Annotated in this window: 24 protein-coding genes; 9 read left to right on the top strand and 15 right to left on the bottom strand. The window is 51.5% G+C overall.

What is annotated here, in order from left to right; genetic code table 11:
• Positions 1-87: 87 nt before the first annotated feature.
• The gene (locus V7775_RS21160) at positions 88-267 is read left to right on the top strand and encodes a hypothetical protein (protein ID WP_335753917.1); all 180 of its coding nucleotides are present in this window, start codon (positions 88-90) and stop codon (positions 265-267) included.
• 136 nt (positions 268-403) lie between these two features.
• Here the strand turns inward: V7775_RS21160 and V7775_RS21165 are convergent, their stop codons facing one another.
• The 4 genes from V7775_RS21165 to V7775_RS21180 form a co-directional block, all read right to left on the bottom strand.
• Entirely contained in the window at positions 404-1,312 is a 909-nt protein-coding gene (locus tag V7775_RS21165) for an ArdC family protein (protein WP_335753918.1), read from the bottom strand.
• Positions 1,313-1,808: 496 nt separating this feature from the next.
• Positions 1,809-2,768, bottom strand: a complete 960-nt coding sequence (locus V7775_RS21170) for a hypothetical protein (protein WP_335753919.1) — start codon at positions 2,766-2,768, stop codon at positions 1,809-1,811.
• Between the two features lie 209 nt (positions 2,769-2,977).
• Complete coding sequence (locus V7775_RS21175; RefSeq protein WP_335753920.1) at positions 2,978-3,325, bottom strand: single-stranded DNA-binding protein; 348 nt, start codon at positions 3,323-3,325, stop codon at positions 2,978-2,980.
• 267 nt (positions 3,326-3,592) lie between these two features.
• A complete protein-coding gene (locus V7775_RS21180) occupies positions 3,593-3,811 on the bottom strand; it encodes a hypothetical protein (protein WP_335753921.1) in 219 nt (72 codons plus the stop codon).
• 59 nt (positions 3,812-3,870) lie between these two features.
• Between V7775_RS21180 and V7775_RS21185 the strand changes: the two genes are divergently transcribed.
• Positions 3,871-4,374 (top strand): hypothetical protein, encoded by a 504-nt coding sequence (locus tag V7775_RS21185; RefSeq protein WP_335753922.1) that lies wholly within the window; start codon positions 3,871-3,873, stop codon positions 4,372-4,374.
• A gap of 10 nt (positions 4,375-4,384) precedes the next feature.
• Here the strand turns inward: V7775_RS21185 and V7775_RS21190 are convergent, their stop codons facing one another.
• From V7775_RS21190 to V7775_RS21215, 6 genes are all read right to left on the bottom strand, one after another.
• Positions 4,385-4,984, bottom strand: coding sequence for a zeta toxin family protein (locus V7775_RS21190; RefSeq protein ID WP_335753923.1), 600 nt, complete (start codon positions 4,982-4,984; stop codon positions 4,385-4,387).
• A 2-nt stretch (positions 4,985-4,986) separates the two neighbouring features.
• Entirely contained in the window at positions 4,987-5,337 is a 351-nt protein-coding gene (locus V7775_RS21195; protein ID WP_335753924.1) for a TA system antitoxin ParD family protein, read from the bottom strand.
• A gap of 272 nt (positions 5,338-5,609) precedes the next feature.
• On the bottom strand, positions 5,610-6,002 hold the full coding sequence (locus V7775_RS21200) for a hypothetical protein (RefSeq protein WP_335753925.1): 393 nt from the start codon (positions 6,000-6,002) through the stop codon (positions 5,610-5,612).
• 60 nt (positions 6,003-6,062) lie between these two features.
• Positions 6,063-7,421, bottom strand: a complete 1,359-nt coding sequence (locus V7775_RS21205; protein ID WP_335753926.1) for a ParB/RepB/Spo0J family partition protein — start codon at positions 7,419-7,421, stop codon at positions 6,063-6,065.
• Positions 7,422-7,499: 78 nt separating this feature from the next.
• A complete protein-coding gene (locus V7775_RS21210) occupies positions 7,500-7,904 on the bottom strand; it encodes a DUF3768 domain-containing protein (protein WP_335753927.1) in 405 nt (134 codons plus the stop codon).
• Positions 7,905-8,761: 857 nt separating this feature from the next.
• Positions 8,762-9,811, bottom strand: coding sequence for a replication initiator protein A (locus V7775_RS21215; protein WP_335753928.1), 1,050 nt, complete (start codon positions 9,809-9,811; stop codon positions 8,762-8,764).
• A 679-nt stretch (positions 9,812-10,490) separates the two neighbouring features.
• Between V7775_RS21215 and V7775_RS21220 the strand changes: the two genes are divergently transcribed.
• Together V7775_RS21220 and V7775_RS21225 are read left to right on the top strand one after the other, a co-directional pair.
• A complete protein-coding gene (locus V7775_RS21220; RefSeq protein ID WP_335753929.1) occupies positions 10,491-12,065 on the top strand; it encodes an RcgA family putative transporter in 1,575 nt (524 codons plus the stop codon).
• A gap of 8 nt (positions 12,066-12,073) precedes the next feature.
• Positions 12,074-13,027 carry an alpha/beta hydrolase gene (locus V7775_RS21225; protein WP_335753930.1) on the top strand — a complete coding sequence of 318 codons (954 nt, stop codon included), beginning with the start codon at positions 12,074-12,076 and terminating at the stop codon, positions 13,025-13,027.
• 516 nt (positions 13,028-13,543) lie between these two features.
• Here V7775_RS21225 and V7775_RS21230 read toward each other — a convergent pair.
• Both V7775_RS21230 and V7775_RS21235 read right to left on the bottom strand, forming a co-directional pair.
• On the bottom strand, positions 13,544-13,810 hold the full coding sequence (locus V7775_RS21230) for a hypothetical protein (protein WP_335753931.1): 267 nt from the start codon (positions 13,808-13,810) through the stop codon (positions 13,544-13,546).
• A complete protein-coding gene (locus V7775_RS21235) occupies positions 13,800-14,045 on the bottom strand; it encodes a DUF1127 domain-containing protein (RefSeq protein ID WP_335753932.1) in 246 nt (81 codons plus the stop codon). Before V7775_RS21235 ends, V7775_RS21230 begins: the two co-directional genes overlap by 11 nt.
• 131 nt (positions 14,046-14,176) lie before the next feature.
• Here V7775_RS21235 and V7775_RS21240 point away from each other — a divergent pair, with 131 nt between their 5' ends.
• Complete coding sequence (locus V7775_RS21240; RefSeq protein ID WP_335753933.1) at positions 14,177-15,070, top strand: LysR family transcriptional regulator; 894 nt, start codon at positions 14,177-14,179, stop codon at positions 15,068-15,070.
• A gap of 164 nt (positions 15,071-15,234) precedes the next feature.
• On the opposite strand, the gene V7775_RS21245 is transcribed toward V7775_RS21240, so the two are convergent.
• On the bottom strand, positions 15,235-16,131 hold the full coding sequence (locus V7775_RS21245; RefSeq protein WP_335753934.1) for a LysR family transcriptional regulator: 897 nt from the start codon (positions 16,129-16,131) through the stop codon (positions 15,235-15,237).
• A gap of 131 nt (positions 16,132-16,262) precedes the next feature.
• Here V7775_RS21245 and V7775_RS21250 point away from each other — a divergent pair, with 131 nt between their 5' ends.
• Both V7775_RS21250 and V7775_RS21255 read left to right on the top strand, forming a co-directional pair.
• Positions 16,263-16,859, top strand: coding sequence for an FMN-dependent NADH-azoreductase (locus V7775_RS21250; RefSeq protein ID WP_335753935.1), 597 nt, complete (start codon positions 16,263-16,265; stop codon positions 16,857-16,859).
• Positions 16,856-17,596: a pirin family protein gene (locus V7775_RS21255; protein ID WP_335753936.1), complete on the top strand. Its 741-nt coding sequence runs from the start codon at positions 16,856-16,858 to the stop codon at positions 17,594-17,596. Before V7775_RS21250 ends, V7775_RS21255 begins: the two co-directional genes overlap by 4 nt.
• A gap of 122 nt (positions 17,597-17,718) precedes the next feature.
• Here the strand turns inward: V7775_RS21255 and V7775_RS21260 are convergent, their stop codons facing one another.
• Positions 17,719-18,291, bottom strand: coding sequence for a TetR/AcrR family transcriptional regulator (locus V7775_RS21260; RefSeq protein ID WP_335753937.1), 573 nt, complete (start codon positions 18,289-18,291; stop codon positions 17,719-17,721).
• A gap of 101 nt (positions 18,292-18,392) precedes the next feature.
• On the opposite strand from V7775_RS21260, the gene V7775_RS21265 reads away from it, so the two are divergent.
• On the top strand, positions 18,393-18,986 hold the full coding sequence (locus V7775_RS21265; protein WP_335753938.1) for an NAD(P)H-dependent oxidoreductase: 594 nt from the start codon (positions 18,393-18,395) through the stop codon (positions 18,984-18,986).
• Positions 18,987-19,113: 127 nt separating this feature from the next.
• On the top strand, positions 19,114-19,608 hold the full coding sequence (locus V7775_RS21270) for an anthrone oxygenase family protein (RefSeq protein WP_335753939.1): 495 nt from the start codon (positions 19,114-19,116) through the stop codon (positions 19,606-19,608).
• Positions 19,609-19,857: 249 nt separating this feature from the next.
• Here the strand turns inward: V7775_RS21270 and V7775_RS21275 are convergent, their stop codons facing one another.
• Positions 19,858-20,574: a hypothetical protein gene (locus V7775_RS21275; RefSeq protein WP_335753940.1), complete on the bottom strand. Its 717-nt coding sequence runs from the start codon at positions 20,572-20,574 to the stop codon at positions 19,858-19,860.
• Positions 20,575-20,752 lie beyond the last annotated feature (178 nt).

The raw sequence follows: 20,752 nt of genomic DNA on the forward strand, positions 1-20,752 counted from the left end.
ACTCAGGGATAAGCCACAGCTTATCCTCCTTCGATTGAAAAAACGGGTAGGTAAAACACTGTTTTCAACGCAAATCGAGGATAACCTATGCCACGCAAACCACGACAAGAAGCGCATGCAATAGCGCGCATCTTGGACCGCAAAACCCGCGTGGTGGTCGGTTGGCTGTACCAATGGAACACGGGCGAGCGCACTCCAAAATGGAAAAAAGGAGTTCGAACGGATGTAATCTATGCAGGCCAACCACAGGAAACGCCTAAGCCATGAAAGCCCGTAGGGCATCCGCGCGAAGCGCCGGGCGGGGCAGGAGGGTGCGCACCGCGCGCCCTTTGCCGCGTCACCGCTATCCGCGACACGCGCCCCCGATCATACGAGGGCGCATGTATATCAATCCGCCTTACGGCTATGCGGCCTCATCATCGCACATTCTATCGGCCCCACCTGCATCCATAATGAAATCAACGGCCTTCTGCGCTTCGGACGCGGCTTTAAAGATCAAACCCTTGTCGTTTTTCAGCGCTTCGAGCCAATTTTCTATGTAGGCAGCGCTTTGATCAAACTCAGGTCCAATGCCAAGTTTCACACCAAGGATACATGCGCCAATCTCGGCCACCAATTCTTCGAACGCATAAGCACAGCGATCCGAGTATTTCTCGATCCGGTCCAAACGGTTGGGGGCACCAGTCCAATGCGTCAATTCATGCGCCAAAACCCCGTAATAGCGCGCCGCTTCAAAGAACGTTGCGATGGGCGGCATATGAACTTGATCCTTGGACGGTCGATAATAGGCGCGAGGCTCAGATGTGGTCACAATATCAGCTCCCGTTTTGGCGAAAAACGCCTCTAAATCTGGGTTGGCCCGCGTCCCAAGGTCACGCGCAGGTTCTGGCAAGATATAAAATGCATCTGGTAGCCCCTCGATTTGGTCGGCATTGAACACATTGTTACATTTAGCAAACGGGATACGCGTCTTGCCTTCAGCGTCTTTTGTCATGTCTTCTGTCTGTTGGTTATCTTTTTCAAACGTGCCGTAGAAGACAGAACGGGCACATTTCGACCCCTTTATGACGCTGCCGCCAAGATCAGTGGCTTGCTTGAACGTCATCCAGCGCTCCGATGTAAATCCGCTGATTTCTGCCGATGCCCAAAGCATCAGGATATTGACCCCACGATAGGGTTCGCCGTTGTGTCGCAATGGCAAGGCCCCAGCACCTCCACCTTCCGTCCAAGGCTTGCGCCAAGGCGGTGTGCCTGCTTCCATCTGTGCGATGATCATATCAGTGACGTGCTGGTGAATATCAATCTTTGGCATAACACTTGCTCCTGTGCGGTGAGGTCGGGGCGTTGCCCCTGTTCGGTGACTGGTTTTGAGCGCAGCCCTGAAAGGGCGTCCGTCTCTAAAACCTGTCCCGCTGGCGAAGTGCGGAGGGGGTGCAAAACCACCTGAAATCGACAAGGCTGGTGCGGCCCGCAGCGATGAGCGAGGACACGGCTTGTCTATTTTGGGTTGTCTTGCGGGGGAGGCAGAGCCTTCCCTAAACGTCCTGACGTGGCGTTCGCAGAGCGAACCCCAAAGGACAAAGAAGAGATCAAGACCACCTATTATCTGTTGTCCCAGTGATCGTTACTCGTAGGGCAGTTTGGCACATTCCTGGGCAAGCATGTGGCAAAAGCGTGTGCTGGTTCAGAGCGACAACAGGGAAGTCGGTGACGCAGTTATCAGCGTCATTACGTTTTGGCGTCAGCCTTAGCGCAACGCCAGCTTAACGCTAATGTGCGGTAACGCGCCCAACAAAGCGGGCTATGGATCAGGATTGTGTGTAGTTTATGTGCTTTAGAAACGCAGACCGTGTTCCAAATACGTCCCGCAAAACGATCGCCAAATTCTCATTGGTGGCTGTCAAATCGGCGTCACGAGGAGATTCAAATGCTTCCATCATTACGCGAATTTCATTGTCTTCAACGAAGTGGATTGCACGGCTTTGAAATGCCCCCAAATCTGAAAAATCTTCAGCACCAGTTGCATTGAGGGAGATCGAAACCGTTGTATCGACTAACGTCATCTGTTCCTCATTGAGATCATGCGCTTCGGCATACCAATCTGGAACATAAGGAAGCTCCAGCCCAATCTCATCAAGGTCCCATGTAGGATTGTCACCCTCAGGCTTTGGCATTCGGACAACGACATTTTTCCAAGACTTGAGTTCAGATCTTAGATAATCATATAGGCTCACATCGAACCGGATGATTTCGTCCTCGCGTTCAATGCACATGTCCATGACAAGACCACTTTCAAACCACGGTATGAGCCAGAGGTTTGTATCGCTAAGATCCTCGTCCGGCTCGCATGGCGTTATGTAGCAAAATCTATCTTGGCCCGCAGCGTAGCACTTCGCAGCAATGCCGCCAAAAAAGGTTTCAAAAAAGCCCTTCGACTGGGGCATGAAACCGTGCATCATTTGGCGTATGGAAGGCAGGCTGATATATTGACCAGCCATGTGTTCACAGGTCTCATTGTCTGCAGCTTGGTCGCAGTATTTGTCGGCAATAAAGTCCATAAGATGGGACAAAGCATCCAGCTTAACGTAGCTTTCAAGCAAAAGATCGTCGGGCATTTCCATCTTACCACTTATCCATTTTTTGATGGTAACAAGTCTAACACCATAGAAGGCGGCGGCTTCCTTCTGGGAAAAACCGAACCGAGCGATAACGGTAGAAGCTGGCGTAGGCAGTTTAAAGGGATACCCTTCAGGCATATCATCAGGCACGGGGAACCTCTGTTTGAGCAAAGTTCTGGATTTCGAACCAATGACGGTCGTTAAAACCACCGAAATTTAGGCAATGGGCAACAGGCTTTTCGTAGACCGCAAGACGGACGCTATACATCCGCACCAAAGGACCTATCGAGCTTTTGAAAGCGAACAGCCCTCGTTCGGTTCAGTTCTGCCGAGACGTCTGCTCTTCCAATCTGAAAAACCTATGCTGCACTGCGTTCCATCGACTTCTTGACGGATAGCGAGATATTGTCGAAGTCCTCAGCGGCCATCGTGATCCCATACTCGGTGCCGCCATCCTGTTTTTCCCACTGAGATTGGCGGATGGTGCCGCGCACATGCACAACATCACCGGGATGGACGTTTTCCTTCGCCCACTTGATGACGTTGTCGTTGAAGATCGTCACCTCGTTCCAATAAGGATTTGATTGAAAATCACCGCGATCATCTTTTCGGCCATACTCAGAGGCGACACTGATCCGCAGGGTTTTGCCAACTTCTTTGGTCTTGCCCACACGTCCGATCAGTTGGAATTCTGCAAAGGTTCTCATGTTTCAGTCTCCTAGCTAGAAGGAATGACGCCCAATGCGTTCGCATCAGGGTGCGTTATGCAATATTATAATATTGATATCATAATTACTGTCAAGGCATGTGCGAGTTCTCTATCAACGCGCCATGAAATTGCCCGCAAGGCGGGTACCTGCCTGTTTGCTTTGACAACGCGTGGCCCACCTTTGGGCCGGCGCTGCTCACGTGAGATACAGCCAACCTTGAAGAGAAGAGGGGCGGCATGTCTGCCGCCCCGAGGTTTGTGTCTGTTATTCGGTGACGTTGCCGTCGTCGCCATCGGGTTTGGGTGGGAAGGCCACCAACTCGGTGACTGCAACGGGGAAGTCGAGCTTGATGGAGAGAAAGGGTTCTCCGCTGCCGTTGCGGGTGTTCTCGAAGACGGCGCCAACACGACGGAAGCTGGTTTGATCTTTGCCATCTTTTTGATAGGTGACTGGAACGGTGAGGGTGTAGATTTTGTTAGACATTTTCGATCTCCTTGTTTCGATGTGGGTGTCCCAGCGGATCGATTAAGGACGTCGCGCAAGTGGAAATGCGGAGGGTCCGCGCCAACGGGGTAGAAACCGTATTTCTGCTTGCCGGAGCGCAGCGCAGGGCACGCGGTGGCCGAGATCCGCAACCCATTCATCGCAAAAGAAACAAGGTAGATCGAACAGGCCCGATCAAAACCCCACGCGCGCGCCGTCACGCCAGATCAAAATTGGCGACGGACATGCCAGTGCTGTGTTGGCATTGCTCAAGGGCATCTCGCAAGACACGCACAACCCATACCTTCAAGCAACGCCTGACCATGTGGGTTGCGTGCAGGCCCGCTCTCACAAACATGAAACACGAAGTCCCGTCATTCACAGACCTATACCTCGACGGCAAGTTGATGACCCATGGTTTGAAACGGTTGGCTATGCTTTCACCAGCTGCATCACGCGGTAGCCTTGCCCAAAGGATCGTGACCCGCATGGGCGAAGACCGCCTGCGGGCTTCGGGCGCAGCCGAGAGCCTGGTCAGCCCAATGTGGCTGATGGGCCTATAAACAACGCAACCTACAGAACTAAATCGTCCCCGTAGAGATCGAGCACCCAATCAGGAAGCTGCGGCAAGGCAAAGGTGAGGGTTCCGTTTGTGAATGACAACGCCCTCACTGGGGGCTGATTTAACTGGGAATTGTCAAAAACATGACCGATATCACTGTTCAGAACGGCTTGGCGGATCAGGGGACCGGACCGGTCATATCGGTTTCTGATTTTCTCTTCAGGTACGGGATGACCACCCTCAATGACCCGTTCACCGACGCGAGCGACGGATAGGTCCGGATGGTTTACAGAGATATGAAACGTCATAACGCGATACCCAAGGGCTTTAGCTTGGGTAATCAGATCAAGTTTCGAGGGATGGGAGAACACGGTTTCCGTGGCAAAGCTCTTACGATCCGCCATCAAGGTCGCGCGGCGGTCAGAAGCGATCTGTGCCGCCTCATACGCAGCGTTCACATTGCCGTCCTTAAGTTCATCGCGCTGGATGATGTCGGCATTGATGAACGGCACCGCGAATTTCGGCGCGATCCGCGTCTCATAAAGCGTTGATTTGCCTGATCCGTTTGGACCTGCCAGCATCACGAGTGTTGGACGCGGGGCAGGGGCCACGCTCAGGCTGCGGCCTCAGGATAGACTAATTCGCCTTTGTCATTCAGCCCCACACCACGCCCGAGTTGGCGACGCTGCGCAAAGAACGCTTCTTCTTGATCAGACGGCACGGTCATATCTTCCCCAAACTGCGCGAACCAGACTTCTTGCTCTTCAGCGCTCAGCTCATCGGGAGACAACTCCCCTGCAAGAGCGGCATTGATGTGCTGATAGTCAAACGCGCTCGATTGCTCGATGGCACGACCGATGTTGATCCAATGGGTGATTTGCCCCGCAACAGACCGGCTTTGCAAACCAGACTCGCGACGGACAACTGACATGACGTCATCAGAAAGCTTGATAGATTGGGCCATAACACCTCCATCCGTGGAAAAGGTAGCAAAATGCCACCTACGCCTCATATATGGCGATAAATCTATAAATGTCCAGTTAATTGACTGTTCCAGCCTCCATCTGCACCAGTGTGCGATTGCACTTCGGCGCGAACAGCGCCGGGCCTGATAGGGGAGGGGAGAACTTTCCCCGCCCCATCAGGTCAACAAAAAAAGGCCCCGCGTGAGCGGAGCCAGTTGATCCTCACCACAGGGATAAAAGGCAGGGCACTCAATGCGCCCTGCCACAATGTCTAGGCCATGCCTTCGGGCACCCATGCCGCAATCCGCGCGATCTGCGTTTCTGTCAGCCCATGCGCCTCTTGTGCCTCCCCACCCCCAAAGAGAGCGGCCATCTTATCGGCCTTCTCGGGTTTTTTGAGTTTGGCGAATGTCGTGACGGTCGGATGGTCCTCATTGAGGTCCAACAAATCGCGCCATTGCTGGATCAAGTAAGGGCCGCCAACACGGTCAAAGAAGTTCTCAGCGTTTGGGGTAAAGTTGTCACGGATATTGGTTTCAACTGCTTTGTCGATCACCTCTGCCAGATCGACTTCAACCGTGAGCAAGGATGCCAGATGGCGGATGATTTCCTCCATGATGAACCCAGGCCCTTTGGCTTTGTAGGCGCGAAACACGCGCGCCATGTCGCTGCCGTACTTGGCGCTCGGTGTTGGTTTGGTCAGTCGCTCGTCTAAAGTGTAGCCCTACATTTCAGTACTGGGGACGTTTGGCACGTCATCCTTGCGCAAGCCAAAGGCAGATGTGTAACCAGACTTGCCTGACAATTGGAACGCAAAGAGTGCCAACAAGAGGTCAGGATCGCGTAGGGCAGCGTCTTGGCGTGCTCCCGTCGCGATGCGCCCCAAATCCATCGCCAGTTTTTGCGAGATTGGCGACTTGGTGGCTGTGCTGCCCACGTGGTTGGATTTTTCCAGAACACCCGCGTCAATCGCTGCCTTTTTGTCTGTGCCCTTCACAAGACCAGCCTCAACCTGCACCACGCCGTGCGTATCGATGTAGACCAATACACCTGCATGGGCTTTTTGATCATCGGAAAACGACCCATCAAGTATCACTTGCAAGGCGGCAAGCTGGGCGTAACCTTCGTCATTCAACACCTCTTGTTCGGCTTGCTCTGACAGCGCGTCATAGTCTTCGCTCTGATCGTCAGACAAGGTGCCGCCTTCGGCATAGATCCGTGACAGCTTCATCTCCTCGATCTGATACCAGCCGATGTAGCTGTCCACGATCGCTTCGGCCCATTTCCAGCCTTTGGCTTGCAAGGTTGCGGCGGCTTCTTCCAGCTTCTTGCCAAACAAGTCATCCAGAATGGCAGGATCATCGATCAAAACTTCCTCTGCAAACAGATCACTGCCTGTGCGGCCCCCTGCGGCTTTGTAGGCATCAAGACCCACAAACACAGCGCGGCGGTCACTGTCTTTCACAGCATCGGGTTTGAGCATCTTCTTGATGCGGTGATCGCTCTCACCTTGACCGCGCACGTTTTCCAAGATTTCCAAGGTCAGCTTTTCATCATCACTGATGGTGAAGGCGGCGGCATTCGACAGGCTAATCTCGCCAGAACGCAAGGCATCGATCACAGGATCAGGCAGGTTGGCCAAGGCAAGGCCGCGATAGACATGCGCCTCTGTCGCGCCATAGGCCATTGCGATATCTGCTACGGTGGCCCCGCGTTTTTCCATCGCGCCAAAGTCGCGGATTTCATCGGCGGGGTGCAGGGCTTCGCGTTGTGCGTTTTCGCTGGTCGCCCAGAATTGCGCGGTTTCCAGATCAGGGGCCATTTTGACGCTGACCGTCTGAAAGCGCGGATCGTCCTGCAACAGGCCGAGTGCGCGGTAGCGGCGTCCGCCAACAACCACACCGATACCTTCCTCCTCGGCAAAACCTGCGATGTTCTGGATCAGGCCATAGGCGCTGATGTTCTCAGCTAAGGTCAAAATACTGGCCTCGCTGACGACACTGCGCGGATTCAGATGGGAGAGATGCAGGTCCGCAAACGGAACGTCTTGGACATGTGCTGTAATTTGAGATTGATCATTCATTGGGTCATTCCTTTTGTTAAGTGGTGAGATGGAAAGGGAGGCCGCACCCAGCGAACTGGGTGAAGCGAAGGTTGGTTCTTAATATTCGGAGGCGTGGAGGACGGTCAGAACGCGCCGCGTGGCATCCACATTGGCGGGATCATCACTGCCTATGTTGTAGGCCAAGTCGTAGAGATCAATTTTCCAGAAGATGCTGTACGTCTCGCCAGCGGCTTCATCTTGAAACTGATGCCCAAAGAAGAACCCACCTGTCGATTTTGGCAGGGCTTTATGTCGGACAAGTGTCTCCAAGGCTGCGATGTCTGCGGCCTCTAACACCAGTTCTGCGCAATTCAGCTTCTCGGCGGGTTCGCCTGTTTTGGCCGTAAAGAGTGTCTCTGCCCAAGCTTGAAGCTTTGAATGTTTGCGCCATACGAAATCGTAGGCGCGCTCATCATGCGCGCCATCGTCGTGTTTGATATAGGCGTATTGGTCGAGGCCCATGTGCTTACTCCTTTGTGGTGTGGACGGGGTCGTTGCCCCTTGATTGTCTGGTTTTGAGAAAAGCCCCTTGAGGGCGTCGCTCTAAAACCTGACCCACTGGCGAAGTGCCGGAGTGAGCAAACGCCACTTAAATCGACAGGGAGTGGTGCGGCCCGCAGGCGCCAGACGAGGACACGGCCTGACTATTTTGGTTGCGTGCGCGAGAACCCAGCGGGTTCTAAAGCAATGTTCCGCTGCGGCGTACCGCGCTTGCGCGAACCCCAAGGAACCATGAAACCGGATCAAGTGAGATCCGATGGACCAGATTGATCGTGACCCGGAGGGCAGATCCAGCCATCGCGGATGTGACATGAGCAAAAGAAAGAGAGAGGTTCTGGAAGAAACGCGGCTCTGATTATTTGATCAGTTGCAGCTCTGATGGAAGGTTCTGGATTGGGAAGCGTTTCGCGGCCCAATCTAGAGCAACGGTGGCCCGTCAGGTGGACGGGGCAGGGCCCACACCTTGAGTTAAGAATACCCCCGATGTATCTCAGCACTTTTGGACTAAAACCACTGCTTTTGGGATATCGGGAACATCTGTCTGAAACGCCGGCTTTTTACTTATTCTAAGCATTCCGACGTGTCTACACGCGCTGGTACTTGATATCTGGCGTTCTGGTTTGGTTATTTCTGTTAGAAATATAGTTATGTTAGTTTAAGAGTTACGCTAAGCAGTTCTCACAAGTAAATCAGTGTCTTAAGTGAAGTTTTTGTTCCTGATGTACCGAACATCCGTTCTCGATGTACCGAACTTGTGTTCCTGATGTACCGAGTCGCTTGTTCCTGATGTACCGAGGAAATGTTCCTGATGTACCGAACTAATACAGTGGGTTGGCTTCCACATAGGTTTTTGCGAAGGCTGTGAAGGCTGAATTGGCATTTTTGACAAGCTGATCTTTCGAGACAGCCCATTCTTTCCAAGTTTCAAGGATATATCCAACGTCATACTCGGGATGTTTGTGCTTCACTTTGACCATTGTCGCGTGAGAAACGTTCAAATCCATATGATTCGGTACAACGGGAACATCTACGACATCAAATTTGGGCCGAAATCTTACAAGCGCCTGTTTTCCCTTGGTTTTAAAAGGCGTAGACACTTGAGAAGGTTCAACGATCTCCATGTGATAGTCAGGGATCGTGTCCAGTTCCGAGATTTCGTTGATGCGAAACTTGAATTTGCGCTCGGTATCGATGGAGCCGCATTTCTCAGCCAGACGTTTGACGCCAATATACCATTCTGGCTGGCGTCCGACGTGTTTGCGGGCAAGTTCATAAAGGCGGCGCTCAAGGCCCTTCGAGAGGCGGAAATAGGCCCTATTGATCGTCAGAACACGCCGATCTTTGACGATGGCGTTAAACATCCAGCGGTTCATGGTGACTTCGACTGCACCCATGACGCGCTCACCGTTTCGATTCGTGCGCTCGACGACACGCCAGTCTTCAATCCAGCCAAAGCCACGACGCTCGCGCTCACCGCCGGCTTGAACGTTTGTAAGGATGTTTGTAGAACGCAGGCGCAAGAGAGCGTCCAAGAACAACTCGTAGGCGCGTTTACCCGTCCCACGGCCAGTGATCTTGAGAAAGTCATGGGCAGAAAACTGGATTGTACGATCGGCTTCTGTTCCGTGTTCAATCCGCTCATTTACCAATGATGTCAGATAGATAAGGATATCCTTATCCCAAATTGTGGCGATGCCTTTGGGTCCAGGCTGGATCTCAATCCGCACAGTCCCGTCATCAAAGATGAACGGGGTGGTCCGCGGTCGCTTTTGCAGCGAGAAGAACGGAAACTCCATCAGAGCACGCTCATCTTTGATAGGCGCGTCAGCGAGCTGGTCCAAGAAGAAATCTACCTGTTTATCTGACAAAACTGTTCCCGATGTACCGAATCTAAGTTGTTCCCGTTATACCGAGGTTTGTGTTCCCGATATACCGAAAAAAACCCGAGCGAGTTCAGGCGACGTTTTGTGTGTGATTCCTGAAGTCGATATCAGGTTATTCATGCAATATTATAATATTGTAAAGCTGATGCAAGACCTTCTGTCAGCTGCCCTCTTGTTTCGGCGGTATTCCGCATTCAGTTGACTAAGAAGGGTTCCGATAGTCATGAAGGCGCTTGCTCACTCCCGTAGGGACGCGACGCCTGCCTATGAGAAAACCTCGCATATTCGCTTCATTACGTTTTTGTACATGCTTGCGACAATGTGCGCTTTGCCAAGCGTGTCACAGAGTCATGCATAAATCACATTTTGATACGCTCCGCTTTTCCACATTGGAACCCGCTCCCCTGTGTTCCATTCGTACAGCCATCCAACAACCTCACCCGTTTCTCGAGCTAGGATCTGTTTGACGACCCAAGCCTCCATTCTCGCACCTATGGCGATCTGCAAGTTCTGCTCCACAAATGTCTCCCTATTCCTTGTTGGTCGGAAAAAGTTCGCCCAAAGAAAAGCAAATTTCCCTTTCAGGTTGAAACTTTCCTATGAAGAAATGCACGATACGAAGTGAAGCCATTCGAAGCGAAACGAAACAAGGGCTCGTACCGGCATGGAAAAGAACGGAAATTTTTTTGTCACTCCTTCAAGTGACGGTGGCAATTTCAAGGAATTGTTTAAGCGGCTTGTTGCGGTGGGTGCGGGTAGGCCGGTAGACAACGATGGCTGCCCGTCAGGCTCCTGGACGCCTGATCAACTCGCCGAAGCGATCACAAATATCGACCCTGATGGGACAGGGGTAGATTTGCGGACCGTACAGCTTTGGTTTCAAGACAACGATAGGGGCGTTAGTAATGAAAATATCAGGTGGTTGGCGAGAATTTTTGGGTGTGATGATCCAGTTACGATCAGCGAATGGCAGATAATACTAAGTAAGGCGCAAGCACGCCTGAAGGTAAACAGGCGGGAACGTAAGCGAGCGGAGAACGATAAATCGACCCCGTCTGTTGTTGCCGAGCACTTGGGGAACGCGAAGCCTATTCACGAGGGCCTAGCCAAAAAATGTGAGTGGTTACTTACCGGCGAAGCATCCATGAATTTGCTTGTCTCATACTGGCTTGTTTTCGGCGCATTAGGATTGATGAACTATGCTCTGGGCACACTCAGCGTCACCTACAGCCCCGAAGACGGATTGGACAAACAGGTGGGATTCATCTGGGCACCGACGCTGACGGTGCTGCCCTTAGTTGTGCTTCCGCTTTACATACTGTCTATCAACGAGCTGATATCATGTTGGAAAAACGGTGCACGATCTCAATGCGCGTTGAGTGACGACAAAGCCGACTTCTTAACAGGTGCGGATGGGTGGATGTTGAAGGTAAATTCCTTCACCTTCTCGTTTTGGGCGATAGCGCTATTTAGCCTATTCTTTGTTTTTGGGTTCCAATGGGCAGGTATATATTTACCCGCCTATATGTCGGGCGATCCCGGCGGTGTCCAAATAGACCGATATCTTGTCGCACTGTCACGTCCCGAGGTGATATCAATTCGACAGGCTATGGTACTGTCAGCAGTCGGCTACCTGTATACCGCTTCGTACATAGCCATCTTTTTGTTGGGTTTACTTTTTCTGGTCATTATCGCCCTCGACTACCGTGAAACTTGCAATAATTCGATCCAACAAAATCTTGTGACGACAACTGTGACAATCCGAGAAGCAGGGATCAGAGTTATCTGGGGGAGCTTTAGGGTAGCTGCCCTTGGTTTGTGGATCGCAACGCTTATCAAACTCCAAATCGTTTACTTGTCGTCGAATGCAAAAGATTTCGTGAGCTGGTTAAGCTGGGATGCGCAGGCTGCTTTGGGCTTTAGAACTACCGAAAACAGTTGGTTGGACAACAGTTCTGTAAGCCATTTCACGACCCTTCTGATGGGGGCTGTTACAGTTGCCACCTTTGGTTTTTGCGTTGCGAAAGTTCACGAGGTCTTCGCGGGATCGCCTTTAGGCGATGACCAAGACCGCGCCAGATCAGATAGAAAGCTAATTATGGGGATGGGTGCAGTGATTATCGTGCTGTCTGCGAATTTGCTTTTAATAGGTCGATTTGAAGGCTTCTCACTTCTTGTAGCTCTAAGTGGCATTGCCACGTTCTACGTGGTTCGCGGGCCAAGTCTTAATCAAGCATAGGTGGATACATGGAACAGGCGAAATTCTATTCAGAAATTGCGGACGGGCCCTCTCAGGGCGCGGCATATTGGGTTCAAACGGATGATAATGTGCGCGTACGTGTCGGCACCTATGGATCTAGCAAAAACCGCAAAGGGACTATTCTGCTTTTCCTCGGGCGCTTTGGGTACATCGAAAGATACGGGCGGGTTGCCAAGGATTTCGACAAAAACGGATTTTCGACTGTAGTTATTGATTGGCGGAGCCAAGGTCTCTCCGACCGGATGGCTGATGACCCACACACAGGCCACATCCATCGCTTTTCAGATTACCAGAAAGATGTCGCGGCAATGGTCAAAGCAGCTGAGGAACTTGATCTGCCGAAGCCGTGGTACTTGGTCGGGGTTTCGATGGGAGCCTGTATCGGCCTACGTGCAATGCTGGAAGGATTACCTGTTGCGGCAACTGCCCTTATCTCCCCTATGTTCGGCATAAAAATGTCACCGTTACAGCGAATTGCGGCTTGGCCCCTCTCATGGGCGGCGCAGAAGATTGGCAAAGGCCACATCTATGTTCCCGGTGAGAGTGGCGAGATCTATATGCTAACGACGCCTTTCGAAAAAAATAATCTGACCCGCAACTCAGATATGTATGAATACTGGGTAGATCAGGCTCGAACCGTTCCTGATCTACAGATCGGTGGGCCGAGCATGGCGTGGCTTTATCAAGGCCTCTCTGAATGCCGAAGCCTGTCAAAAATGCACTCACCTGATATCCCCTGCATCACGTTTTGCGGTGAATTGGACGAACTGGTCGACAATCGCGCGATAAAAGATCGTATGGAAAGATGGCCAAATGGGACGTTCGAAGTGATCAAAAATGCGAAACACGATGTGTTGACGGAAATCCCTGAAATCGGTGGGGAGGTGATGAACCAGATAGTCGAGTTTTTCAGCGGCACTGAACAAGTGGGAAATACCTAAATCAGGCCAACCATCTGGCTAATTGACAGCTTAGAACGGGCCCCTCTGGATTGCATCAAGCCGATAATGTCGCATATGTTAACTTTTGAATTCGGATGTTTCTGATTACATTCAAGAGTAGGGACTAACCCGACCATGCGATCAGAACGGCCGTTTGTGTTGATTGCAGCAAATGCTGAGTTGGTGCCCACAGCAGAAGTATGGAAATCCCGCTGGGCGCGCTCGCAGCACGAAAACCTGCCGCGTCGCCGCAAATCGGTTGCTTTATCGGAAAGGTCAATGCGGTCATTCCTCAAAACCAGCAATGGAAAGCCAATCATGGAAAAAGGGGTCAACATGTTCGGGAGGAGGTGAACATGTTGACCCAAGTCTTAACGGGTTCCGGGAGGAAGGACCGTTAATAGGTGGCCTCGGGAAAACTCTGGGAGGAGCGAGTCCCAAGACCTCCCAACGCCAAGCCTTCAGAGCAGGCGATCAGCGTCAGGAATTTCAAAATGCGGCTGGGTTCAGCGTTTATTACAGACCGTCGTATTCGTAGCCGATGAGATATTCCGCATGACGCTTGATCCCACTTCGTTTGACCCCAACTTGAGCAAGTTGTTCGTCGGACAAATTCCCCAAGACAGCTTCCATTCTGCCAATCTTCAAACTGGTGTGAAAACTTGAAAAACGTGCCCGGATTTTTGATACGCCGTTTCTAATGGATGACGCGGCCTGTCTTGCCAGATGCCGAAACTGTGGCCCGGCGCTCACCGTATTGATGGTGCTGAGGTTACTTTTCATCAGCATGCTCCATGTATGATTCCTCAATCGCCAAGCGGCGAATATGTGCGCGGGGTATCCCGAGATCCGCAAGTTCGCGGTCTGAAAGGGCGCAGAGTTCGGAAAGTGTCGAGACATACCGGCGTCTGCGCGCGCGTGCGGCTTTTGCTGCCAACAGTAGAGCGCCAAGGCGATTGCGCAGATCGTCAAGAATGGTCCTCGGCGGAACATTCGTACGGGAAGTTACTATCGACATCTTGCATCTCCGTTTTTGGATTGCTGCGACGCAGTATATATGCTGCACTGCAGCAGATACCGCTAACAACCCGCATCTCCAACCCGTTCAATGCGCACAGGGGACTTGCCAAAAAGGAAAGGATGTCACCGATGATGGACGTATCCTCGCAGATGCTCGTCTATGTAAAGGTAGTTGAAATGGGCAGTATCTCTGCGGCGTCCAGATCAAGTGGGCAGACGCCTTCGGCCGTCAGCAAGCAGATCCGACATCTGGAAGATCACGTAGGGCACAGGCTGTTGCACCGCACAAAGGCCGGTGTTGCCATGACGGACGAAGGCCGCGAATATTATGAAAAGTGTCGGGCTGTGGCAGACAAATTTCTGGAGGCCGAAGCACATATTTCCAGTTTCAACGGCAACCCAAAGGGCGTGCTGAGCGTCGCTTCAAGCGTCGCATTTGGTAAGTATCAACTGATCAACGCTCTGCCTGAGTTTCTGAAACTCTATCCTGAAATCACCATCTCATTGGAGTTAACCGATCGTCAGGTCGATCTAGAAGATGAGAGCTTTGACGTAGCAATCAACTTTTCCGAACAGTTGATAAACCCAAACGCCATTGCCCGAAAGATCATGAAAAACGAACGTATCCTCTGCGCGTCTCCCGCATTTCTCGAGGCATATGGCACGCCAAAGACTTTCAGCGATTTGGCGAATTTCAATTGCCTGCGGACGTCCAACTTTGTTGGCAGAAACGCCTGGGAGGCAGAATTGGATGGTATTGAGTACAAAGTTATTGCCACCGGAAATTTTGTAGGCAATAGCGCAGACGCCGTTTTCAAAGCCGCCCTGTCCGGTTTGGGCATCGCAAGATTATCATCCTACGTTGTCGCCGATAAGATCGCATCGGGCGACCTGACGAGGTTGTTCCCAGCATATGCTCAGAAACATGCGGATGTGGCTGTAATATTCGCAAGCAAACGAAATCTCGCTCCAAAGATACGAGTGTTTTTAGACTTCTTAGCCGAGCGATTTCAAAGGTCATAACATTACCGCTTGGCAGGAAATTTTACCTGAAATTTTTTGGAATCGGCACATATTTTAAGTACGCCTGTCTTAGCTTAGATCACAGCAAATTGTACAAGTCGTCCTCAGGTCGAATCCGGCAGATGCAGCATGTTGTTCAAACGGTGGTTTTATAGCACCTCGATCTATTTGACCGTTTTACGTAGAGCTATAGTCAAGCAATCCACAAACGCTTCTGCGCGGCGGGTAGGACGCCTGCCGGGAGGAAAAACTGCGTAGAGGTTTAGACCAAGAAATGAATGATCACTCAGCACCTCGACAAGCTCACCGGTTTGCAAATAGGTCTCGGACACAAATTCCGGCTCCACCATAAATCCTAAGCCAGCGACCGCCATCTGTGCCAAAAAATCTCCATTGCTTGCGCGCACACGTTGTGGCGGGCTGATAGTGCCGTTGGCACCGTCTGGTCTATGAAATGCAAGCGTGTGCCTTGAGCTCAAATTTTCGTATCTGAGAAAAGGGAGGTGCTGGAGGTCTTCTGGTGTTTCAGGTTTGCCATGCGTCTGCCAAAAATCTGGGCTTGCCACAGCGCAATGCCGCACGGATGTGATCTTGCGCGCCACCAACGACGAATCTGGCAGATCACCAATTCTGATCGCGAGATCAAAGCCGTCTTGCACGAGATCGACGGTGCGATCAGAAAAGTCAGCACTCAATGTAACGTCAGGGTTGTCTATTAGGAACTGGGCAAAGACCGGCTGCATTTTGGATAAACCGTAAGATACAGGTGCTGCGACACGGAGAGGACCGGAAAGTTGTTCAACGTCATCGCGGACAGTGCGCTCCGCATCATCCAGTGCTTCCAAGGCGATCTCCGCCCGGCCAAGAAATGATTGCCCCTCCTCTGTTAGGCTAAACTGGCGGGTTGTCCGCAAGATCAATTGTGCGCCAAGCCGCACTTCCAAATCCGACAACCGACGACTTGCAGCAGATTTTGCAATGCCAAGCTGTTCCGCGGCGCGGCTTATTGATCCGGTCCGCGCGATCACGATAAAAGTTTCGATTTCAGCAAGGCGTGACATTGTTCTCCTAAACGCAAATATGATTTGCTAAATATCCATCTAGTTCAGAAATTTGCAACAGTTATATCGATTGTGAACCGGCACCAAAGCAATCGCTTACTAAGCCGCATAAGCAAAAGAAGAGATCTAACATGACACATACAGTTCTGAATATCCAAGCAAGCGCGCGCCACGATGGGTCTGTCACAAGGCAGTTGTCCGAAAAGGTACTGGCTTCAATCGGTGCTGATACAACGATCACGCGTGATCTGAGCGAAGGACTGCCTTTGCTTAATGCCGCGTGGATTGATGCAAACTTTACACCAAGTGATGACCGGACTGATGCGCATCGCGAAACCCTCGCACTGTCAGATGGCCTAGTTGATGAGATCAGCCGGGCAGATACGCTTGTGATCGGTTCGCCCGTCTACAACTTCTCTGTGGCTGCCGTTTTGAAAGCTTGGATCGACCAAATCTGCCGTATCGGGGTTACGTTCAAATACACGCCGGATGGCCCTGTCGGGCTGCTAACAGGCAAGCGTGCCATCATCGTGGTTGCGTCCGGCGGCACGCCGGTTGGAAGCGATATCGACTATGCCACGGACTTTCTGAGACACATCATGGGGTTCATCGGGATCACTGATGTCTCCATCATCGCAGCTGACGCCTTGGGCAATGATGCTGAGGCTAAAATCGCTGCCGTGCAGAACGAAATCGAAAATCTAACCTTTGAGGAAGCTGATCAATGAACGTTGCAAGCAACATCACAAGCCAAGATTCCCTGCGTTTCACACGGCGTCCGGCGGACGAACGAGGCGAAGCGGATTTCGGGTGGTTAAAATCATCCCATAGTTTCAGCTTTGGCCAGTACTATGATCCAAAACATCTCGGCTTTGGAAACCTCATCGTCATCAACGATGACCTTGTCGATGGCGGCAAAGGCTTTGGCGCACATCCACACAAAAACGCTGAGATATTCTCATATGTTTTGGGCGGTGCGCTGGAGCACAAAGATAGTATGGGCAACGGATCGGTCGTGGCCGAGGGCGGTGTACAGTACATGAGTGCCGGATCTGGTGTCACGCATTCGGAGTTCAATCCATCGCAGACAGACGAGATGCGCTTCTTGCAAGTCTGGCTGCAGCCTGAGGTCGAGAATATCAAACCTGCCTATGACACAATTGACCTCACGCCAGCCGATAAAGACGGTAAGTTGAAGCTGTTCTTGTCACGTGATGGCCGTGACGGCTCCATGACGACGCAGGCTGATGCGAGTGTCTATGCCGCCACGTTGATCGAAAGCCAAGTCATCACGCATGACCTTCCTGCAGGGCGTAAAGGTTGGGTGCAAGTGGCCGATGGAACTGTACGCGTAAACGAGGTTGAATTGAACAAAGGTGACGGGTTGGCAATTGAAGGATCAGGCACTTTGATTTTTGATCAAGGGCAAGATGCCGAAATCCTATTCTTCGACCTAGCGCCTTAAGTCATACCTAAAGCTGGCGGCACTACATGCCGCCAGTGCCACCCATAGAAAGGAAGTTTGCTTTGTCCGCCTTCGCGGGCAAAGTGGTTCTGGTTACTGATGTTTACCCTTAACCGGCTAAATCAAGGCTTCAGCCACGCGGTTAGATAAGGCATCAGCCGTGTTTGCATCGTTTGCGTGTTGTGGAGAGCGCAAAAATTCGTAGCCATAGCCTGTGTCAAAAAGGCCTGAACACCTTCAGCTTGAAGGGCGGGGGTGATGTCCTGACGAAACGGGGCCTTGGCCAACCAACGTTCGAGAATCTCTATCTGACGGCCAAAAGTCAAAGCAATATGACCAATTTCTTCCACCGCAGCTGCGCCAGAATAACGCAAGATCAGGTCGAAAACATACCGTTCACTTGTCATGAAATCGCTGAGCGGCATGAGCGCCTCTACCAATTCCTCAACAGTGTTAGGCACGGCAAGGGCTTCCAACCCGTCGAGGTGTTGATCGATCCGGCCACCTATTATCAGATCCATCAAAACGTCTTTGTCTTTGAAGTGCGCAAAGAAGGTGCCTTTGGCTGTGCCTGCTAACAACACGACGTCCTCAACGCGCAGTTCTTCGAACCCACGTTTCTCAATAATCTCTTCGGACGCCGCTATGAGGCGGGCTCGCGTCTCAAGTGTTCGCTTCTGTTGTGCTCTTACCATGTGTTCTTTTCGCAAAAATACTGACTGCGGTCAAATATTATTATTGACCACGGTCATTAATGTGATTACTAAAATGACCATGGTCAATAATGGAGATTCTCATGACACCGAAACGCATTTACATCCTCAACGGTCACCCCGCTGAAAACTCGTTGAATCGGACTTTGGCGGAAAGCTACGCACAAGCCGCGCAAGACGCTGGTCACGAAGTCCGACTTACTCACTTGCACAACATTTCATTCGATCCCGATTTCGGATTTGGCGGCTATAAAGTTCTAAAACCACTAGAGGCGGAACTCGAACAAGTTCTGACAGACATCGAATGGAGCCAGCATATGGTACTCACTACACCTATGTGGTGGGGCGGTTTACCAGCAAAGCTGAAGGGGCTATTCGATCGCGCTTTTCTTCCGGGACGGGCCTTTAACACTCGCGAAACGAATTGGATGGGTATGCCTACCCCTATGTTGTCGGGACGAACAGGCCGAGTGATCATGACTTCCGATACGCCCAATTTTTTCATGCGTTGGGTTTATCACAATGCCATGCTGCGTCAGTTACGAGATCAGATTTTGGGTTTTGTAGGAATCAAGCCCGCACGCTTCACGCATTTTTCAGGCGCGAGCAATCCAAAACCGGCCATGATCGAGCGCTGGATCGCTGAGGTAGAAGGATATGGAATCCAAGCAACATGATGGGCGCTTTGGTGAAGTATCTAATCAATGCGAAACAGCGCTTGTCTAAGCTGTGATGCACTGAATGCATTGGGGCGCAGGAATGTGGCCCATACCATCCTCAAATCTATCAATAGAAGGCTGCCCAATGTCATTATGGTTCCTCGTCCTTATTCAAATCGCTATCCTCGCCAACGCATTTGTAGGTGGTGTATTCCTCGCATTTTCAGATTTCATCATGCGATCCTTGGCCAATACAAGCGACGAGGCGGGTGTTGAAGCGATGCAGGTCATCAACCGCGAAGTTTTTCGTTGGGTGTTTATGGTGCTTTTCCTCGGTCTCGTACCGGTCTCATTGGCCCTAATTGGCTACTCCGTCTCTCAGTTAAGCGGACCGGCTGCAATGTTGCTCACACTCGCTTGCCTGACCTACCTCATTGGGTGTTTTGGCGTGACGATCTTCTTCAACGTTCCGATGAACGAGGCACTTGCTGGAATGGAAATATCCAACAGCACGACACAAGACTACTGGACACAGACCTATGTGCCTCATTGGACATTCTGGAACACGGTACGGACGTTGGCCTGCGCAATTTCTTCAGGTCTTTTACTTTCCGGATTGGTTTGGACGATGCATGCCTAGTGGGATGGGGTCTTTCAAAAGTGATATCCTATCAAATATCACCCTTCATCGAAGCGGAGCGGTTGCAGACGGTACTAGACGAGTTCGAGCTTCCCCCGATGCCAATCCACGTCGTACATCGGGAAGGCCGCATGGTAAGTGGCAAAGTCAGAGCACTTGTGGATTTCATGGTCGAACATCTTCGGACGGATATTCTCAGGAGCAACAGTTTGGTGTCTTCGGGCAGAATGGCACTAGTGAAGGTTCAATCTATTTCGCGGCCAGCCCGATGTTCAGATCATTTCGGATGTAGTTCTCAATGAATTCTGGCAGCAAAACGTTGTTAGCCATGACTTTGAACCGCTCAATCAACCTGCGATCAGGCCCGTCGGTGAGATGAACGATCCGCCATCTGTTCAGCGGTTCCCTTTCTTCACCGCCGACTGAGTGCTCGACGTGAAACAGAGGTTGCCCCCCAATTACCCGAAAAAGATTGTTGCTCTGATCAGAATCTTCCAATGCACCAATGAAAGTTACCTTTTGCTCGGTGTGATTGAGGCTAACCAGTTCCAGGACCAGCCCTAATTTCTTGGGCTCGAGCCAAAGTCGTTGCAGCGATGACCGTACGAATATTTCGGTCCCGTCAGCGATCAGATGTTGGTCCCAGGAGTGGGCACTCCCCTCCTGTACAACCGACCGAATGTAGTCGTCAGGCTTCAGTGCTTTGCGCACCTCCATGTCCCACGTCATAGTTCGGGTAAATGTGAAAGGTTCGCTCGTGCCGTAGTGCTCGGCCAGCGCTTCGTTTATGTTTACCGGAGGCAGTTCGAACCGTGTGTTGCTGGGATCGGCCCAGGCATTCTGAAACACACTTTCATGATTGGTTGGTAAAAGCGTTTGCATCTCTACGTCCTTTGATCTGTTCAGGCGCGTGCTCTTTGCGCCGTGGTTTGTATTGGCTTCCAGTGACATTGTGTTTTTTTTCATTTGCGTCAGTATCTTCATTACTGCGATCAGGAGCGCGCAGCGGGTATAATCAGATCCACCACGTTCAAATGGATCCAGAACCTAGAATTGAATTTGTAGATCAAGCGGCCCTATTGTAAGGCTGCCCCAAGGGGTAATATTCGTCTGCCTTTGCATCTTTACAGGCTAGGAATCCTCG

It is taken from the genome of Sulfitobacter sp., from assembly GCF_036960155.1.
Taxonomy (GTDB): domain Bacteria; phylum Pseudomonadota; class Alphaproteobacteria; order Rhodobacterales; family Rhodobacteraceae; genus Sulfitobacter.

What these genes read in the sequence shown, in the direction of transcription:
- V7775_RS21260 (WP_335753937.1), bottom strand. Translation starts at nt 18,291, where the DNA reads ATGGTAAGAGCACAACAGAAGCGAACACTTGAGACGCGAGCCCGCCTC.
- V7775_RS21270 (WP_335753939.1), top strand. Translation starts at nt 19,114, where the DNA reads ATGTCATTATGGTTCCTCGTCCTTATTCAAATCGCTATCCTCGCCAAC.
- V7775_RS21225 (WP_335753930.1), top strand. Translation starts at nt 12,074, where the DNA reads ATGGAACAGGCGAAATTCTATTCAGAAATTGCGGACGGGCCCTCTCAG.
- V7775_RS21195 (WP_335753924.1), bottom strand. Translation starts at nt 5,337, where the DNA reads ATGGCCCAATCTATCAAGCTTTCTGATGACGTCATGTCAGTTGTCCGT.
- V7775_RS21265 (WP_335753938.1), top strand. Translation starts at nt 18,393, where the DNA reads ATGACACCGAAACGCATTTACATCCTCAACGGTCACCCCGCTGAAAAC.
- V7775_RS21175 (WP_335753920.1), bottom strand. Translation starts at nt 3,325, where the DNA reads ATGAGAACCTTTGCAGAATTCCAACTGATCGGACGTGTGGGCAAGACC.
- V7775_RS21235 (WP_335753932.1), bottom strand. Translation starts at nt 14,045, where the DNA reads ATGTCGATAGTAACTTCCCGTACGAATGTTCCGCCGAGGACCATTCTT.
- V7775_RS21200 (WP_335753925.1), bottom strand. Translation starts at nt 6,002, where the DNA reads ATGGCGCGCGTGTTTCGCGCCTACAAAGCCAAAGGGCCTGGGTTCATC.
- V7775_RS21245 (WP_335753934.1), bottom strand. Translation starts at nt 16,131, where the DNA reads ATGTCACGCCTTGCTGAAATCGAAACTTTTATCGTGATCGCGCGGACC.
- V7775_RS21255 (WP_335753936.1), top strand. Translation starts at nt 16,856, where the DNA reads ATGAACGTTGCAAGCAACATCACAAGCCAAGATTCCCTGCGTTTCACA.
- V7775_RS21230 (WP_335753931.1), bottom strand. Translation starts at nt 13,810, where the DNA reads ATGAAAAGTAACCTCAGCACCATCAATACGGTGAGCGCCGGGCCACAG.
- V7775_RS21240 (WP_335753933.1), top strand. Translation starts at nt 14,177, where the DNA reads ATGATGGACGTATCCTCGCAGATGCTCGTCTATGTAAAGGTAGTTGAA.
- V7775_RS21180 (WP_335753921.1), bottom strand. Translation starts at nt 3,811, where the DNA reads ATGTCTAACAAAATCTACACCCTCACCGTTCCAGTCACCTATCAAAAA.
- V7775_RS21250 (WP_335753935.1), top strand. Translation starts at nt 16,263, where the DNA reads ATGACACATACAGTTCTGAATATCCAAGCAAGCGCGCGCCACGATGGG.
- V7775_RS21160 (WP_335753917.1), top strand. Translation starts at nt 88, where the DNA reads ATGCCACGCAAACCACGACAAGAAGCGCATGCAATAGCGCGCATCTTG.
- V7775_RS21210 (WP_335753927.1), bottom strand. Translation starts at nt 7,904, where the DNA reads ATGGGCCTCGACCAATACGCCTATATCAAACACGACGATGGCGCGCAT.
- V7775_RS21220 (WP_335753929.1), top strand. Translation starts at nt 10,491, where the DNA reads ATGGAAAAGAACGGAAATTTTTTTGTCACTCCTTCAAGTGACGGTGGC.
- V7775_RS21165 (WP_335753918.1), bottom strand. Translation starts at nt 1,312, where the DNA reads ATGCCAAAGATTGATATTCACCAGCACGTCACTGATATGATCATCGCA.
- V7775_RS21205 (WP_335753926.1), bottom strand. Translation starts at nt 7,421, where the DNA reads ATGAATGATCAATCTCAAATTACAGCACATGTCCAAGACGTTCCGTTT.
- V7775_RS21275 (WP_335753940.1), bottom strand. Translation starts at nt 20,574, where the DNA reads ATGAAAAAAAACACAATGTCACTGGAAGCCAATACAAACCACGGCGCA.